The following is a 16183-nucleotide window of genomic DNA, read 5'->3' as shown; positions in this document are numbered from 1 at the left end:
GACACTACCGGGGTGGGTCGGGGTATCGGGACTGCCTTGGGAGCGCTTCTGGCCGCCGGCGGCTCCTAATTCCCAACGAGGAACAGTTCGTCGAGATGCTGATCGATTGCGGCGAGGGCCGCCCCGGGTGTGATGACCTCCAGGTCGAGAAGCGGTGTCAGGCCGGTCAACGCCAGGATGCGGTCGGTCTCGGTGTTCGCGTCGCGATCGCGATCGATCTTTCCATCAGTGATCGCCTGCGCGATGAGTGCTTTGACTTGGTCCCGTCCCTGACGTAGGCCCTCGCGCGTACGGTCGCGAATCGTGTTGTCGTGCAGTGCTTCCAGAACGTACGCGGCATTCATCCGGCTCGTCGCGCGCGCATCGTCGTGCAGCGGCAGCATCTCGATGAGCGTCAACCGCAGGACGTCCCGAGGGTGCGGCGCAGCGCCGAGCTCCTGCAGACCGCGTGCCACCCGCGCAGCAGTCTGTTCGGCAGCGAAGTCCATCGCGAACGTAAGCAACTCCTGACGGCTCGCGAAGTAGTGCTGGAGTTGCCCGTGCGACATCCCGGCCTCCGTCGCCACCTCACGCAGGCTCAGACGCAGAACCCCGCGTTGATCCACCACACGCCACAGAGCGCGAGCGATCTCTTCGCGACGCTCGCGGTGATCGACCTGTTTCGGCACTGCTACCCTCCCGCTGTTCCAATACAGTTGTAATAATACAGGTGGCTGGTTATCGTCGAGGCGCGGCGCATCGAACGAATGGAGCAAGCATGCACGGACATCCGCAAGTCCGAACAGCGCAGGGGATCATCGAGGGGCGCCTGCGGCGGGGCACCGCCGTCTTCCGCGGCATCTCGTACGCGCAGCCCCCGGTCGGGGCGCTGCGTTTCGCCGCTCCCGTGCCTGTTGCCTCGTGGGACGGCGTTCGGCACGCGGTCGAATTCGGGCCACCCCCACCGCAGTCGGGCCCGGGCCCCAAGGCGGACCCGTCTCCAGAAACGGACTGGCTGACCGTCAACGTCTGCACGCCGGACCCCGGCACCACCGGGTTGCCGGTGCTGGTGTGGCTGTGCTGCGGCGGCTACATGGCCGGCACGGCGGCCGACCCGATGACCGATCCCACCGCCCTGGCCGGTGCCGGCATCGTCGTGGTCAGCGTCCAATGCCGGATGGGCGCGGAAGGATTCGCCCTGATCGACGGTGCTCCGCCGAACCGCGGCCTGCTCGACCAAATCGCGGCGCTGGAATGGGTTCAGCACAACATCGCCAACTTCGGCGGAGACCCGACCCGCGTCACCGTCGCCGGGACGTCCGGCGGAGCCGGGTCGGTCGCCGCCCTTCTCGCCATCCCCCGCGCCCGCCCGCTGTTTCACCGGGCCATCACCCACTCGGTTCCCGGATTGCACTGCACGCCGGCGCTGGCCGAAGAAGTGACCGCTACGCTCGCGGACCGCCTGGGTGTCCCACCCACCGCGCACGGACTCGCCACCGTCGCTCCGCAGCGGCTGGCTGACGAGGTCACCGCGCTGTGCCTCGACATGCCCTCCTATCGCCAACGCTGGGGCCGCCTGGCTCACCTGGGCATCGCCGTCTGCCCGGTGATCGACGGAGAACTCCTCGACGACACCCCTTGGGCCGCCCTGGCTGAAGGTCGCGCCACCGGGATCGATCTGCTCGTCGGCCATACTCGCGACGAATTCCGGCTTTTCAGCATCACGATGGGCGTTCGGGGCACCTTCACCGACGACGACGCGCGCACGGCGATGGACGTCTTCGCGCCGCGCCCGGACGGCCCGGACGCGTACCGCCGCGCCTTTCCCGACGCCGATCCGGAGGAACTCGTGGAGGTGGTGTACTCGGATGCCACCTTCCGCATGCCGTCGCTGCTGCTGGCAGAAGCAAACGCCGAAGCCGGAGGCAACAGCTATCTCTTCGAACTCGCCTATGCCGCAGGGGAGTTCGGAGCATGCCACAGCACCGACGTGCCTCTGGTCTTCGCCACCCTCGACAGTCCGACCGGCAGATACTTCTTCGGCGACCACCCGACGTCCGATGCCCGTACGGTGTCGGACGAACTCCAGCAGGCCTGGGTCCGCTTCATCACCGCAGGCCAACCCGGATGGACCCGCTACGACACAGACCAGCGAACGACCCGAATCCTCGCGGCACCGTCCTCGACCACGGTCTATCCCGAGGAAAAGTCGCGGCGGATCTGGCTCGGACATCCGCCGGCCCCGTTCACAGTGGTCTGTGGATGAACTCCACGCTGGGGATAACTCGGCCTGACTGAGCCGAAGCTGTCGGACCGGGCCCGCACGGTATGGGCATGAAGTCTCTGACACGGGCCGAGATCGGCGCACTGGGTGAACAGCTGGCCGTCGAGCACCTGACCACACAGGGCTTGCGCACGGTGACGCGCAACTGGCGATGCCGCTACGGCGAGCTCGACGTGATCGCCGTCGACATCGCCACGAACACGGTGGTTTTCGTCGAGGTGAAGACCCGCACCGGCGACGGCTTCGGCGGGCTGGCCGAGGCGGTCACGCCACAGAAGGTGCGCCGGATCCGGCGGTTGGCGGCGCTGTGGCTGTCCGAACAGGAGTCACGGTACGCCGCACTGCGCATCGACGTGATCGGGGTCCGCGTCGGCCGCCGCCGAGAACCCGAGCTCACACATCTCAAGGGGGTGGGCTGAAATGGGTTTGGGCAGAGCATATTCGGTGGCCATGCGCGGCGTGGACGGCGTCATCGTGGAGATCGAGGCGGACATCACCTCGGGGCTGCCGAGTGTGAACCTGGTGGGGCTGCCCGACACCGCGCTGCAGGAGTCGCGGGATCGGGTGCGGGCGGCCATCACGAACTGCGGCAACGAGTGGCCGATGTCGCGCCTGACGCTGGCGTTGTCGCCGGCCACGTTGCGCAAGGTCGGTTCGGTGTATGACCTGGCGCTGGCGGCGGCAGTGCTCTCGGCGCACACCAAGACGGCGTGGGCGCGGCTGGAAAAGTCGGTCCTGCTGGGCGAACTCGCGCTCGATGGCAGGGTCCGGCCGGTCCACGGCGTGCTGCCTGCCGTGCTGGCCGCCAAGCAGGAGGGCTGGACCGTAGCGGTGGTGCCGGCCGACAACCTGGCCGAGGCCAGCCTCGTCGACGGTATCGAGGTGTGGGGTGTCCGCACCCTGCGGCACCTGCAAGCCTGGCTGGACGGGAAAGGAGATCTGGAGGCGCGCGTGGTGGCGCCGGGCTGCGCTGCCGAGGCGACGGCGGATCTCGCCGATGTCGTCGGGCAGGGCCAGGCCCGCTACGCCGTCGAGGTCGCGGCCGCGGGTGCGCATCACCTGATGCTGACCGGCCCGCCCGGGATCGGGAAAACGATGTTGGCGCAGCGCCTTCCGGGGCTACTGCCGCCCTTGTCGTCGGCCGAATCGCTTGAGGTGACGGCCATCCACTCGATGGCGGGACTACTTGCGGGGGACACACCGCTGATCACGCGTCCACCGTTCGTGGCGCCACACCACACCTCGAGCGTGGCGGCGCTGGTCGGAGGCGGAAGCGGGTTCGCGCGTCCCGGAGCCGTCAGTCGGGCGCATCGGGGAGTGCTGTTTCTCGACGAGTTCGCCGAGATGGGATCGAGTGCCCTGGAAGCGTTGCGAACTCCGTTGGAAGACGGCCAGATCCGGTTGGCCCGCCGCGACGGGGTGGCATGCTATCCGGCGCGGTTCCAACTCGTGCTGGCGGCGAACCTGTGCCCGTGCGCTCCGCCCAATTCGGCCGACTGCGTGTGTTCGGCCCAAGCCAAGCTCCGGTACCGGGGCAAGTTGTCGGGGCCACTGGTGGATCGTGTCGACTTGCAGGTGGAGTTGTACCCGGTGAGCGCGGGGGCCTTCATGCCACAGTCGGGAGAATCCAGTGCCGTGGTTCGCGAGCGCGTCGCCGCGGCGCGCCTCGCGGCCCAGGAACGCTGGAAACCGTACGGGATCGGCACCAATGCGGAGGTCGGCGGACCCCTGCTGCGTCGCGAATTCCGATTGCCCAGGGCCGCGATGGAACCGTTGCGGTCGGTTCTCGACCGCGGAGTGATCAGCATGCGCGGGGCTGACAGATGTTTGAGGGTGGCCTGGACATTGGCGGACCTGGCCGGGCGGACCATGCCCGCTCACGAGGACGTCACTGCCGCATTGAGCTTCCGCCAGGTCGGCGGCGTGTCATGACCGACGAGGTGCGCCGCGCCTGGGCCTATCTGTCGCGGGTGGCGGAGCCGCCGTGCCTGGAATTGACGGCGCTGGTCGCGCGAGAAGGCCCGGTCCGGGCCGCCGGCCAGGTCAAGGCCGGTCGGGTGGATTCCGAGCTGTTGAGCCGGGTCGAGGCGCGGCGGGGATTCGATTGTGCGGCAGACGACCTCGATGTTCTCGACCGGATGGGTGGGCGGCTGATCACACCCGATGACGAGGAGTGGCCGCTGCTGCGATTCCGGGCCCTTCGCGGTAAGGAACTGAAGCGCCCGCACGCGCATCCGCCGCTGGTGTTGTGGGCGGTCGGCCCGGTGTGCCTCGACGCGGCGACCGAGCGTGCCGCGGCGATCGTCGGTACCCGGGCGGCCACCGCCTACGGGGAGCACATGGCTGCCGAGTTGGCCGCCGGACTGGTCGAACGCGATGTCACGGTGGTGTCCGGCGGGGCCTACGGCATCGACGGAGCGGCCCACCGTGCAGCGCTCGGGTGCGAGGGCGTGACCATCGCGATCGTGGCCGGGGGCATCGACAACCCGTACCCGGCCGGGCACAGCGCGCTGTTCCACCGGATCCGGCAGGAGGGCCTGTTGATCAGTGAGTACCCGCCGGGGACGGCACCGGGCCGGCTGCGGTTCCTCACCCGCAACCGGCTGGTGGCCGCCCTCTCTGGGGCGACCGTGGTGGTGGAGGCAGGGTTGCGCAGCGGTGCGGCCAACACCGCGGGATGGGCCAAGGCGCAGGGGCGTTCGGTATGCGCGGTGCCGGGCCCGGTCACGTCGGCGTCATCGGCGGGCTGCCATGCACTGCTGCGGGACGGAGCTCACCTGATCGCCCGGGCCGAGGAGGTAGTCGAACTCGTCGGTCACATAGGCGAACTCGCACCGCAGGAGACACACCCGACCGGACCGTTGGATCAGCTCGCACCGACGGAGAAACAGGTCTATGACGCGCTGCCGGCCCGTGGCACGCTCACGGTGGACGAGATCGCGATGCTCGCCGCGCTGGCCCCGCACCAGGTGCTCGGACCGTTGACGATGCTGGAGTTCGCCGGGTTGGTCGAGAGTGTCGACGGCTGCTGGCGGATCGCGCGCCGGCGCCGGGCCCGGTCCGAGTAAATGACGCCTGCGTAGACCTCGGTGTATTGGCGCCGATTCCCTGCAGGACCAGCTGACCCGGTGTTAATTTGCACCCATCGAGTGAGCTCACAACCCGGGCGTACGCCGCGTCGCGCGTCGGGATGGGGAGGGTTCGACATGAGCACAGCCGCTGACCGCGCCGCCCAACTGGCATTGGTTGCTCGACTGAAGTCGGCATACCCAGAACTGCCCGACGCCCCGACACCGGACCTGCTCGACCATGACCGCTTCACCGCATACATGAAACCCGTGCACGATGTCGGCGGCGAGCCGGACGCGCCGATGAAATACGAGAACAAGGACTACGAGTACTGGGAGCACATGACCTACGTCATCTGCGAAGTCCTTGCCTGGCGCGGCATTTGGTTGTCCGAGGAACGGCGACGGATGGGCAACGTCGACGTCGGGCGCGCGGTGTACCTGGGTTTCCCGTACTACGGCCGCTGGCTCCTGTCGGTCGCGCGCGTCCTCATCGAGAAACACCACATCGGCTTGACCGAACTGTCCGAGCGGATGGCCGAAGTCCAGGACCGCTATGCCGGTGGGATGGCCGGTAAGCGGCTCGAGGCCCGACCGAAGTTCGAGGGCGACGGGGCGAACGTCAAGCGCAACAGCCACATCGTGCATGCCCAGGGCAAAGGCGATCCGCAGGTGTATGCGGGCCGGGCCGGGACGCCGAAGTTCAAGGTGGGTGACGCGGTGGTGGTGCGCGAGCTGCCGGTGTTGTTCTACACCCGCACCCCCGAGTACGTCCGTGGCGCGCGCGGTGAGATCGCCGCCGTCGCATACGAAAGTCCCGCGGCCGAGGACGAAACCTGGGACCGGACCGACGCCATACCGGAATGGTTCTACGTCGTCAGCTTCACCATGGCCGATCTGTGGGACGGCTATACGGGAACGGCCACCGACACGTTGAGAACCGAGATCCCCGAGCACTGGCTGCTGGCAGCCGGCTGACTTCCACGCACCGATCGGCATCCTCACGAAGGGCGCACCATGGCAGAGCACGATCACGACCACGATCACGAGCGCACCGTCAAACCGATGGTCGACGAGGTCACCGACTTCGAGGTACTCGAGATCGCATTGCGCGAATTATGCATCGAGAAGGGGATATTCACCGCTGAGGAACATCGGCTGTTCACCGAGTTCGCCGAACAGATCGGACCGATCCCGGCCGCACGTCTGGTCGCCCGGGCGTGGCTCGACCCCGACTTCAAGCGGCTGGCCGTCGCCGAACCGATGACGGCCAGCAAGGAGGTAGGCGTCGACTGGCTGGAGCCCACGGGATTCGGCACACCCAGCGACTTCACCGCATTTCAGATCCTGGAAGACACGCCGACCGTGCACCACGTGATCGTCTGTGCGCTGTGCTCGTGCTACCCGCGCCCGATTCTCGGCAACTCACCCGAGTGGTACCGGACGCCCAACTACCGTCGCCGCCTGGTGCGTTGGCCCCGGCAGGTCTTGTCCGAGTTCGGGTTGTGCCTGCCGGACACCGTCGAAGTGCGGGTGCAGGATTCCAATCAGAAGCATCGGTTCATGGTCATGCCGATGCGCCCCGAGGGCACCGACGGCTGGACCGAGGATCAGCTCACCGAGATCATCACCCGTGACTGCTTCATCGGTGTGGCTCTGCCGAAAGCGGGGGTGACCACCAATGTCATCACCGACACCCGCCCCGCGGTCCATCCCACCGGTGAATGAGGAGGGCCCAGTGGGCGCACCCGACGACCCGGCATCACTTGCGGAAGCCCGGATTCCGACCCTGGCGCGCATCGTGGAACGCAATCAGGTCTGGCCGCTGATGGCCGCCAAGTACGGCGTCGAAAACCTGGTCCCGCCGTGGAAGAGCAGCCTTGACGGCTTCTGTGACGCCCTCGACCAGGCCGCCTGCGACGCAGGCGTGCCCGATTTCAAACAGCGACGCGACGAGGAAGACCTGTTGTCGGCAACCGTCTATGCCGACCTGCCGTACCCCGAGAACCAGCTCGTCGCCCTCGCGCATTCGCTTCTGGCCCGTGGCGTGATCACCGAAAGCGAGCTGCAAGAACGGCTCGCCGTGGTCCGGAGGAGACTCGAGGCCTGAAACACGTAGCACCCAGGCCGGCCGGTGGCCTCCGTATAGTCGATGAGGTCGGCTAACAAACGAGCGGCAGATGATCTTGGAGGCACCATGGCAGGACGACCCGTGCACACCTTTCAGGTGGTGCATCGCGAACAGCTGACCGACCACATCGTCCGCCTGGTACTGGGGGGATCGGGCGAGGGTACGGGCTTCGACACGTTCTCGCCCAACGACTTCAGCGACGCCTACGCCAAACTGGTCATCGTTCCGGCGAACGTGGATGTGTCGGTGCTCCCGAAACCCTTGACGCTGGACAGCTTTCAGGAGTTGCCCGCCGAACAGCGACCGACTGTGCGTACCTACACGGTGCGAAAGGTCGACAGGGAGCGAGGCGAGATCACCATCGACTTCGTCGTGCACGGTGAGCAAGGGGTGGCCGCCCCCTGGGCCGCGGCGGCGGTACCGGGCCAGCCCGCCTACCTGATGGGGCCCAGTGGCGCCTACACCCCCGACCCCGCCGCCGACTGGCACCTGCTCGCCGGCGACGAATCGGCGCTACCGGCCATCGGTGCCGCCCTTGAGGCGTTGCCGCCCGACGCGATCGGCAAAGTCTTCATCGAGGTGGCCGGCCCGCACGACGAGGTCGCCCTCAGCGCCCCCGCCGGTGTCGAGGTCAACTGGATCCACCGCGGTGGCCGCGCTGACCTGGTAGGCGACGATCACTCCGGAGACAACGCACCGCTGATCGCCGCCGTGAAGGAGGCCGACTGGCTGCCGGGTCAGGTGCAGGTGTTCATCCACGGTGAGGCACAGGTTGTCATGCACAACCTGCGTCCCTACATCCGCAAGGAACGCGGCGTCCCCGCCAAGTGGGCGGCCTCGATCTCGGGATACTGGCGCCGCGGGCGCACCGAGGAGACTTTCCGGCAGTGGAAGGCCGAGCTGGCCAAAGCCGAGGCCGACACCGCCAACTGAACCTGGGTGCGGGTACCGGCCGGCCCCGGGATGGCAAGGTAGCCGTCATGGCATACGGCGATTACCAACTCGAGATCTACCTGCAGGGGCTGTCCGGCGTGCTGCCGACCATGCCGATGGACTACGCGGGGCTGGAGGCCAAAGCTCAAGCCGCGATGCCTGCCTCGATCTGGTCCTATGTGGCCGGGGGAGCGGGCGACGAACGTACCCAGCAGGTGAACCGCACCGCGTTCGACCGGTGGGGTCTGATGCCGCGCATGTTCAACGCCCACCGGGAACGGGACCTGTCCGTCGACCTGTTCGGGCTCAAGCTGGCCTCGCCGTTGTTCATGGCGCCGATCGGGGTGCTGGGCATCTGCGGGCAGGACGGTCACGGCGATCTGGCCGGTGCCCGTGCTGCCGCGCGCACCGGGGTGCCGATGGTGTTGTCCACCCTGACCGAGGATCCGCTCGAGGACGTCGCCGCCGAATTCGGTGACACCCCAGGCTTTTTCCAGCTGTACACACCGACCGACAAGGACCTTGCCGCCAGTCTGGTCCAGCGCGCAGAGAAAGCCGGGTTCAAGGGCATCGTCGTCACGCTCGACACCTGGGTACCGGGTTGGCGGCCGCGGGATCTGGCCACCTCCAACTTCCCGCAGCTGCGGGGCAAATGCCTGGCCAACTACACCAGTGACCCGGTGTTCCGGGCCGGGCTGCCGCAGCCGCCCGAAGAGAACCCGCAGGCCACCGTGCTGCGCTGGGTCAGCCTGTTCGGCAATCCGCTCACCTGGGACGACCTGCCCTGGCTGCGGTCGCTGACGAAACTGCCGCTGATCCTCAAGGGCATCTGTCATCCCGACGACGTGCGGCGGGCCAAGGACGGCGGCGTCGACGGGATCTACTGCTCCAATCACGGTGGGCGCCAAGCCAACGGCGGCCTGCCCGCGATCGACTGCCTGCCCGGAGTGGTCGAGGCCGCCGACGGACTGCCGGTGTTGTTCGACTCGGGGATCCGCAACGGCGCCGACATCGTCAAGGCGCTCGCCCTGGGGGCCACTGCCGTCGGTGTGGGCCGCCCGTACGCGTACGGGCTGGCGCTGGGAGGGCCCGACGGCATCGTGCACGTGCTGCGTTCGCTGCTCGCCGAGGCCGATCTGATCATGGGCGTCGACGGGTACCCGACGCTGGCCGATCTCACGCCCGAGGCGCTGCGCCGGGTCGACTGACCTTTGTCACGCTGGAGTGGCGCTGGGGGCTGACAGCCACTCCAGCGTGACAAGAGACCACAAATTCCCAGGTGGGCGGCTCTGGCGCTGAGAATATTCATCGGTGTAGCATTTTCCTTCATGAGTGTAGAAACCGTTCGCGAGCGGGCCGCGCACCTGGGCCCCGAGCGACGGCGCCCGCAGGTACTCGATGCGGCCCTGGCGATCGCGGTGTCCGAGGGGGTCGCGGCCGTCACGATCGGCGCGGTGTCGCAGCGGCTCAAGGTCACCCGCCCGGTGGTGTACTCGTGTTTTGCCGACCGGGTCGAACTGCTGCGGGCACTGCTCGAGCGGGAGCTGGGACTGCTGATCCAAGGGGCGATCGACGCACTGCCCTACGGTCGCGCGAATGCCGACGAGACCGTGTTCGTGGAGGGCTTCCAGGCGTTGCTCGAGACGGTCGCAGGCAGGCCCGATTCCTGGCGGCTCGTCATGAGTGCCGATCCGGACCCGGCCGTGGCCAAACACTTCCGCAACGGCCGTGCCGTGATGATCGGCAAGGTTTCCAAGCGGCTGGCGCCCACGCTGCAACGCTGGGGCACCGTCGACGCCGACAAGAAGCTGCCGGTGCTGGTCGAGCAGTTCGTGTCCGCCTGTGAGGGCGCGGTGCGGACCTTACTGCACGACGACGGAAAAGACTGGACCCCAACCACATTGGGTGAGTTCATCGGATCGGCCACCTATCGGGCGTTTCGTACCGCCTGACCCAGTACAGAGGAGTTGTCCCATGTCTGATCTCCAGCCGATGGCTGATTACGGGTTCTTCGGGCCGGATTCGGTGACGTGGAAGGTCTGGGGCCACGCCACCACACCGATCATCGGGCTGCAACGCGCCGTCGTGGTCGAGGAACTCGACCCTGCCCTAATCGCCGCGGTCGACACCACCGGCGCCAACTACGACCGGCCGCGCACCCGTTACGACCGGACCGTCCGCTACTTCGCCATGGTCGCCTTCGCCGACACCGAATCGGTGCTCAAGGCCGCCGACGTCCTGGTCAAAGTGCACTCGAAAGCCATCGGTACCGAGCCGCTGAGCGGCAACAAGTACGACGCCAACGATCCTCACTCGCAGCTGTGGATCCTGCTCACCGGCTGGCACTCCGTGCTCAAGGCGTATGAACTCTACGGCGGCGGCAAGCTGACGGCAGAGGAAGAGGCCCGCTACTGGCAGGACTGTGCACGAGCCGCCGAGTTCCAGACCTGCGATCCGGCCGACGTACCGCGGACCCGCGAAGGCATCAACGCCTACTTCGAGCAGATGCGGCCGCACCTCGCGGTCAGCGAAGCCGCCCGCGCCATGATGGACCATCTGCTCAACGCCAAGGTGGTGCTGCCGCCCGCGCCGCGCCTCGCAAGGCCGGCCGTCGAGATCCTCAACTGGTTCCTGCGGGCCGGAACCATCGCCACCATGCCCCGGTGGATGCGCCGGCTCAGCGGATTCGACCAGCCACGCCTGGTGGATTGGGCGGTGCGGCCCGTACTGAAGCTGGGCTTCGGGGTGGTCAACCGCGTGCCACGGCTGAAGCTGTTGGTGGCCAAGATCATTGCGCCGTCCGTGGTGCCGATCGCCGGCCCCTACATCATGGGCATCCCGCCGCGGTCCAACGAAGTGCTCAGCCCCGAGGAGGGGCGCAGGCGCTACGGCTATCCCAAACCCGCCGACGCGCACCAGGAGCTGCGGGCCCGCCAGCATGAGCGGGTGTTCGGCCAGGGCCAACTGCCCAGTGACGAAGGACTCATCGAATCTCAGACTTACCTAGGGAGTTTGGCGTGACCACACGATCCGATGTCCTGTTCGACCCGAATCGGACCGAATTCGATCAGTTCGACGCCCGAACGCGGGAGATCTTCCGGGCCACCATCGACTTCTTCGAGTCTCACGGCAAGCGGTGGCTCAAGCAGCAGGACCGGGATCGGGTCTGGTACAGCGATTTTCTCGACCTGGTCAAGCGGGAGGCCATCTTCGCGACATTCCTGACGCCCGCGTCGGAGGCTGACGGCGATCCCCACAAGCGCTGGGACACCGCACGCAATGCCATGTACAGCCAGATCCTCGGCTTCTACGGCATGCAGTACTGGTATGTCTGGCAGGTCACCATCCTCGGACTCGGACCGATCTGGCAATCGGAGAACGAGGTCGCACGCAAAAAGGCTGCCGCCCTGCTTGATTCGGGGGAGATCTTCGCGTTCGGACTCTCCGAGCAGTCCCACGGCGCCGACGTCTATTCGACCGACATGGTGCTGGAGCCCGGCCCCGATGGTTCATACACCGCGACCGGTGGCAAGTACTACATCGGCAACGGGAACCTCGCCGGCATGGTCTCGGTATTCGGCCGTCGCTCCGACAAACCGATCATCGACAGTTCTGATCTCGATCGGCGCCGCCCGCCGGAGGACTTCGAGGGCTACCTGTTCTTCGCCGCTGACAGCCAACATCCGAGCTACCACCTGCGCAAGAACGTGGTCGACGGCCAGATGTACGTCGCGGCGTTCGATCTGGAGGACTATCCGGTCACCGCCGAAGACATCCTGCACCAGGGCAAGGCCGCGTTCAACGCCGCGATCAACACCGTGAACATCGGCAAGTTCAACTTGGGATTCGGCGCCATCGGAGCCTGTGAGCATGCCATGTACGAGGCCGTCACCCATGCCGAGAACCGGGTGCTGTTCGGCCAGCGGGTCACCGAATTCCCTCAGATCCGCCGGATGCTCGCCGACGGCTATGCGCGGCTGGTCGGGATGAAGCTGTACAGCGAGCGGGCCATCGACTACATGCGCAGCGCGAGCCCGGACGATCGTCGCTACCTGTTGTTCAATGCGATCGAGAAGATGAACGTCACCCGCGAGGGCGAGAAGATCGTCACCCTGCTCGCCGACACGATCGCCGCGCGCGCCTTCGAGTCCGACATGTACTTCACCATGGCGCTGCTGGGACTCACCGGCCTGCCGCGGCTGGAAGGCACGGTGCACGTCAACATGGCGCTGTCGCTGAAGTTCATGCAGAACTACATGTTCGGCGCGTCGAGCATCGGACTTGCGGCGCTGTCCGCATTGCCCGTCGGTAAGGCGCCGGGCCCGGTGCTGGGCGCACTCGCCGGCGGCCTGCGGGCCGCGGGTGGCGCCATGGCGGGATCTCCACTAGCACAGCGTATTCCGCAACTCAAGCCGCTGTTGGCCCGCGTGCCGGAGATCCCCACCCGCCGGGACGCCGCCAACGACGACTTCCTGTTCCGTCAGGGGCCGAGCAGTGGGCTGGCGAAAATTCGGTTCGGGGACTGGCAGTCGGTGCTGAGTGGATACTCGTCGGCGCCGAACGTCGCGGTGTTCCTCGACCAGGCCCTGGCCTTGCAGACGCTGCTCGCGGTGGCGACACCGAACGCCGAGCAGCAACGCAACGTGGACTTCCTGTTCGCGATCGGTGAGATGTTCACCCTGATCCCGTACGCCCAGCTGATCCTGGAGCAGGCCGAGATCGAGGGTGCGGACGCCGATCTGATCGACCAGCTGTTCGAGGTGCTCGTCACCGACATGTCCACGCACGCGACCAAGCTGCACTGCCATCCGGATGCCACCGCCGTGCAGCAACAGCGCGCCCTCGACATTGTCAGGCAGCCCGTGGCCGACGCCGCGCGCCGCGATCGTGTGGTGACCGCCGTGCGTGGACTGGCCGGCCGCTACGAGATGAACCCGTGATGGTCACGCGCGGGTAGCGGTCCGGCGCGTCGGGTGCAGGCCGGCCGGACTTCTGCCACCGTGGCAGGGTGCCCGCAGTCCCGGAAGTACTCGCCGAGTTCGACGAATACCTGGCGCTGCAACGCGGCCGGTCCGAACACACGCGGCGGGCGTACCGGGGTGACCTGTCGGCATTCTTCGACTTCACCGGTGGTGGCATGGAGACGGTGACCCTGCCGAGGCTGCGGTCGTGGCTGGCCGGTCAGGCCGCGGCCGGAGCGGCGCGGACCACGTTGGCGCGGCGCACCTCGACGGTGAAGACCTTCTGCACCTGGGCGGCCCGCCGGGGACTGCTACCAGAGGACGCTGCCGCTCGGCTCCAGGTCCCCAAGGCACACCGCACGTTGCCTGCGGTGCTCCGTCGCGATCAGGCGATCGACGCCATGGAGGCGATGAATTCTGCTGCCCGCGAGGGTGATCCGCTGGCGTTGCGGGACCGGCTGATCGTGGAGATGCTGTACGCCACGGGTATTCGCGTCAGCGAATTGTGTGGGTTGGACATCGACGACATCGACACCTCACGCCGGGTGCTTCAGGTGCTGGGCAAGGGAAACAAGCAGCGTACGGTCCCATTCGGCGAACCGGCCCATGTCGCGTTGACGGCCTGGCTCACTGAAGGGCGTCCCGCGCTCGCCTCTGCCGACTCCGGTCCGGCGCTGCTGCTCGGTGCCCGGGGTAAACGGCTCGACCCGCGCCAGGCCCGCACAGTGGTACATCAGACCGTCTCCGCCGTCGACGGTGCCCCCGACATCGGACCCCACGGGCTGCGCCACAGCGCGGCCACCCACCTGCTCGAAGGCGGTGCCGACCTGCGCATCGTGCAGGAACTGCTGGGTCACACCTCGCTGGCCACCACACAGCTCTACACCCACGTCACCGTCGAACGGCTGCGTGCGGTGCACGACCAAGCGCACCCGCGCGCCTGACACCGCGAAACCAACGAAGACAGGAGAACTCGCGATCCGAACCACTGTGGACCTGCCCTCCGGACCCGTCTCGTATCTCAGTTGGGTGCCCCGGCAACCCGTTTCAACTGTGGTGTTGCTGCACGGCGGCGGCGTGGACAACGCCTCGTTGTCCTGGGGCGGCATCGGTCCCCGTTTGGCCGAAGCGGGTTATCGCGTCCTCGCCCCGGACCACCCGGGCTACGGCCGGAGCCCGCAGGCGCGACAACCGGTCACGCAGGACCGGTTGGTCGCCTACGTGGGGGAGTTCGTCGGTGCGATGCAGTTGGACCGCTACGTGATCGGCGGATTGTCGCTCGGCGGCGGTATGACGATCGGCCATGTTCTGGGCCGGCCCGAAGGGGTGACCGGCGCGATGCTGCTGGGCAGCTACGGCATCATGCCCCGGTTGTCGGACGGACGTCTGTCGGGATTCCGCCAGCTGGCCACCTGGGGGATGCTGCGGACCGGCCTGCTCGGTGCGGTGACCCGTTGGGCAGGCGGCAACCGTGCCGCGATGACCCGCAGCATGCGCGCGCTGATCAGGGATCCGCGACAGCTGACCGACGCGTTGATGGACGAGATCATGACCGCGGCGGCACAACCCGGTGGATTCGACGCGTTCGAACAATGGCAGCGCGACCAGGTGCGGTGGGACCTGCTGCGTACCGACTACACGTCCCGACTCGACGAGCTGAGCTGCCCCACCCTCGTCATCCACGGCGACCGCGACCCCGGCGTTCCCGTCGCGCGGGCCCGCGCCGCTGCCGAGCTGATCCCGGACGGCCACCTCAAAGTTGTTGCAGGTGCCGGACATTGGGTTCAGCGCGACCAGCCGGATGTCGTGCTGGACGCGATGACCACTTTTCTGCAGGACATCAACGCAACAGCTTGAGCACCTCGGTCAGGTGCGGCAACGCTGATTCACGGCCCGGCCATGCGTCGAACACAGTCCAATAGCTGACGCCGAATCGGCGCTGACGGTCGATCAATGCCTCCGCCATTTGCTCGTAGGTGCCCAGCAGAACGAACGGGGATTCCAGCAGCAGTTCTGGATCGGCCTTCAGCGGGCCTGCCAGTTCCGCGGCGGCCTCCGCCGGATTCCCGGTGTGCACCACGAACTGGATGAGGGCGTTCAGTTCGATGTCCTCGAAGCGGTCACCGGCTGCCTCGCGCACCACGGCGATCCGGTCCAGCAGTCCGGCGGCATCGAAATGGGTCAGCCGCACCTCGGTGGCGTCGTGGTTGTGGCTGAACCCGGCCAGCCCGGCGATATCGGCGACCCTGCCGGCCAGCTGCAGGACCCGGGTGCCGTTGCCGCCGATGAGCAGCGGCACGTCGACCCCGGGAGCGGCGACCAGCTCGCCCGCGGCGGCCCGCACACAGTAGTGGGCGCCGTCGACGTCGACCGGCTCGCCGGCCAGCAGTGGGCGGATCACCTGGACGGACTCGATCAGACGGTCCACCCGCGTGGCACCGGGATCGAATTTCAGCCCGGCGGCGTCGTACTCGGATTTCATGTGACCCGCACCGAGCCCCAGCTCAAACCTGCCACCGGACAGTGCTGCCACGCTCACGGTTTCCCTGGCCGTGTCGACCGGATGGCGCAGATCGTTGTTGAGCACCAGCGTGCCGGTGCGCAGAGTCGAGGTGACCGCGCAGGCAGTGGCGGCGCCGCTGAACGGAGCCAGTGTCGGCGCCAGATGATCGGGAATGGTCAGCACATCGAACCCGGATTGTTCGACAGAGATCGCGAACTCGGCGAAGTCGGCGCCCCGGGGCAGCGCGGTGTGCAGCCCGAAGCGCAAAGGACGGTTGCGGTGGGATTGCGACGCGATGCTCATACATTCCGACATTAGGCCGCA

The 16183-nt window shown here is 67.3% G+C and carries 16 protein-coding genes; 14 read left to right on the top strand and 2 right to left on the bottom strand.

The genetic code is table 11. From position 1 onward, the window contains the following. Nucleotides 1–65: 65 nt before the first annotated feature. On the bottom strand, nt 66–668 hold the full coding sequence (locus K6L26_RS20420; protein ID WP_077738914.1) for a TetR/AcrR family transcriptional regulator: 603 nt from the start codon (nt 666–668) through the stop codon (nt 66–68). Between the two features lie 89 nt (nt 669–757). On the opposite strand from K6L26_RS20420, the gene K6L26_RS20415 reads away from it, so the two are divergent. The 14 genes from K6L26_RS20415 to K6L26_RS20350 all read left to right on the top strand — a co-directional run bounded on the left by K6L26_RS20415 (nt 758) and on the right by K6L26_RS20350 (nt 15213). Continuing rightward, complete coding sequence (locus tag K6L26_RS20415) at nt 758–2245, top strand: carboxylesterase/lipase family protein (RefSeq protein ID WP_221851352.1); 1488 nt, start codon at nt 758–760, stop codon at nt 2243–2245. A 68-nt stretch (nt 2246–2313) separates the two neighbouring features. Beyond that, nucleotides 2314–2682: a YraN family protein gene (locus K6L26_RS20410; RefSeq protein ID WP_221851351.1), complete on the top strand. Its 369-nt coding sequence runs from the start codon at nt 2314–2316 to the stop codon at nt 2680–2682. Nucleotide 2683: 1 nt separating this feature from the next. Continuing rightward, a complete protein-coding gene (locus K6L26_RS20405) occupies nt 2684–4195 on the top strand; it encodes a YifB family Mg chelatase-like AAA ATPase (RefSeq protein ID WP_221851349.1) in 1512 nt (503 codons plus the stop codon). After that, the gene (dprA, locus tag K6L26_RS20400) at nt 4192–5331 is read left to right on the top strand and encodes a DNA-processing protein DprA (RefSeq protein ID WP_221851347.1); all 1140 of its coding nucleotides are present in this window, start codon (nt 4192–4194) and stop codon (nt 5329–5331) included. Before K6L26_RS20405 ends, dprA begins: the two co-directional genes overlap by 4 nt. 138 nt (nt 5332–5469) lie before the next feature. Further along, complete coding sequence (locus K6L26_RS20395; RefSeq protein ID WP_077738918.1) at nt 5470–6309, top strand: SH3-like domain-containing protein; 840 nt, start codon at nt 5470–5472, stop codon at nt 6307–6309. Nucleotides 6310–6348: 39 nt separating this feature from the next. Beyond that, nucleotides 6349–7059 carry a thiocyanate hydrolase subunit gamma gene (gene scnC, locus K6L26_RS20390; protein ID WP_221851345.1) on the top strand — a complete coding sequence of 237 codons (711 nt, stop codon included), beginning with the start codon at nt 6349–6351 and terminating at the stop codon, nt 7057–7059. A gap of 100 nt (nt 7060–7159) precedes the next feature. Further along, nucleotides 7160–7441 (top strand): thiocyanate hydrolase, encoded by a 282-nt coding sequence (locus K6L26_RS20385; RefSeq protein WP_234815671.1) that lies wholly within the window; start codon nt 7160–7162, stop codon nt 7439–7441. 87 nt (nt 7442–7528) lie between these two features. Further along, a complete protein-coding gene (locus K6L26_RS20380; protein ID WP_221851341.1) occupies nt 7529–8395 on the top strand; it encodes a siderophore-interacting protein in 867 nt (288 codons plus the stop codon). A gap of 47 nt (nt 8396–8442) precedes the next feature. After that, nucleotides 8443–9603: an alpha-hydroxy-acid oxidizing protein gene (locus tag K6L26_RS20375; RefSeq protein ID WP_221851339.1), complete on the top strand. Its 1161-nt coding sequence runs from the start codon at nt 8443–8445 to the stop codon at nt 9601–9603. 120 nt (nt 9604–9723) lie between these two features. After that, entirely contained in the window at nt 9724–10347 is a 624-nt protein-coding gene (locus tag K6L26_RS20370) for a TetR/AcrR family transcriptional regulator (RefSeq protein ID WP_221851337.1), read from the top strand. 22 nt (nt 10348–10369) lie between these two features. Further along, nucleotides 10370–11416 (top strand): oxygenase MpaB family protein, encoded by a 1047-nt coding sequence (locus K6L26_RS20365; RefSeq protein ID WP_077738923.1) that lies wholly within the window; start codon nt 10370–10372, stop codon nt 11414–11416. Further along, the gene (locus tag K6L26_RS20360) at nt 11413–13335 is read left to right on the top strand and encodes an acyl-CoA dehydrogenase family protein (protein ID WP_221851335.1); all 1923 of its coding nucleotides are present in this window, start codon (nt 11413–11415) and stop codon (nt 13333–13335) included. Before K6L26_RS20365 ends, K6L26_RS20360 begins: the two co-directional genes overlap by 4 nt. A gap of 68 nt (nt 13336–13403) precedes the next feature. Next, entirely contained in the window at nt 13404–14300 is an 897-nt protein-coding gene (locus tag K6L26_RS20355; protein ID WP_077738925.1) for a tyrosine recombinase XerC, read from the top strand. 85 nt (nt 14301–14385) lie between these two features. Continuing rightward, nucleotides 14386–15213: an alpha/beta fold hydrolase gene (locus tag K6L26_RS20350; RefSeq protein WP_245008621.1), complete on the top strand. Its 828-nt coding sequence runs from the start codon at nt 14386–14388 to the stop codon at nt 15211–15213. Here the strand turns inward: K6L26_RS20350 and K6L26_RS20345 are convergent. Beyond that, nucleotides 15197–16162, bottom strand: a complete 966-nt coding sequence (locus K6L26_RS20345; RefSeq protein WP_221851333.1) for an LLM class F420-dependent oxidoreductase — start codon at nt 16160–16162, stop codon at nt 15197–15199. The two genes, K6L26_RS20350 and K6L26_RS20345, sit on opposite strands and share 17 nt — an antisense overlap. Nucleotides 16163–16183 lie beyond the last annotated feature (21 nt).

Origin of the sequence: Mycobacterium farcinogenes (assembly GCF_019739075.1) — a bacterium.
GTDB lineage: Bacteria > Actinomycetota > Actinomycetes > Mycobacteriales > Mycobacteriaceae > Mycobacterium > Mycobacterium senegalense.
The sequence above is the reverse complement of the archived record's forward strand: the minus strand, read 5'-3'. Positions and strand labels throughout refer to the sequence as shown.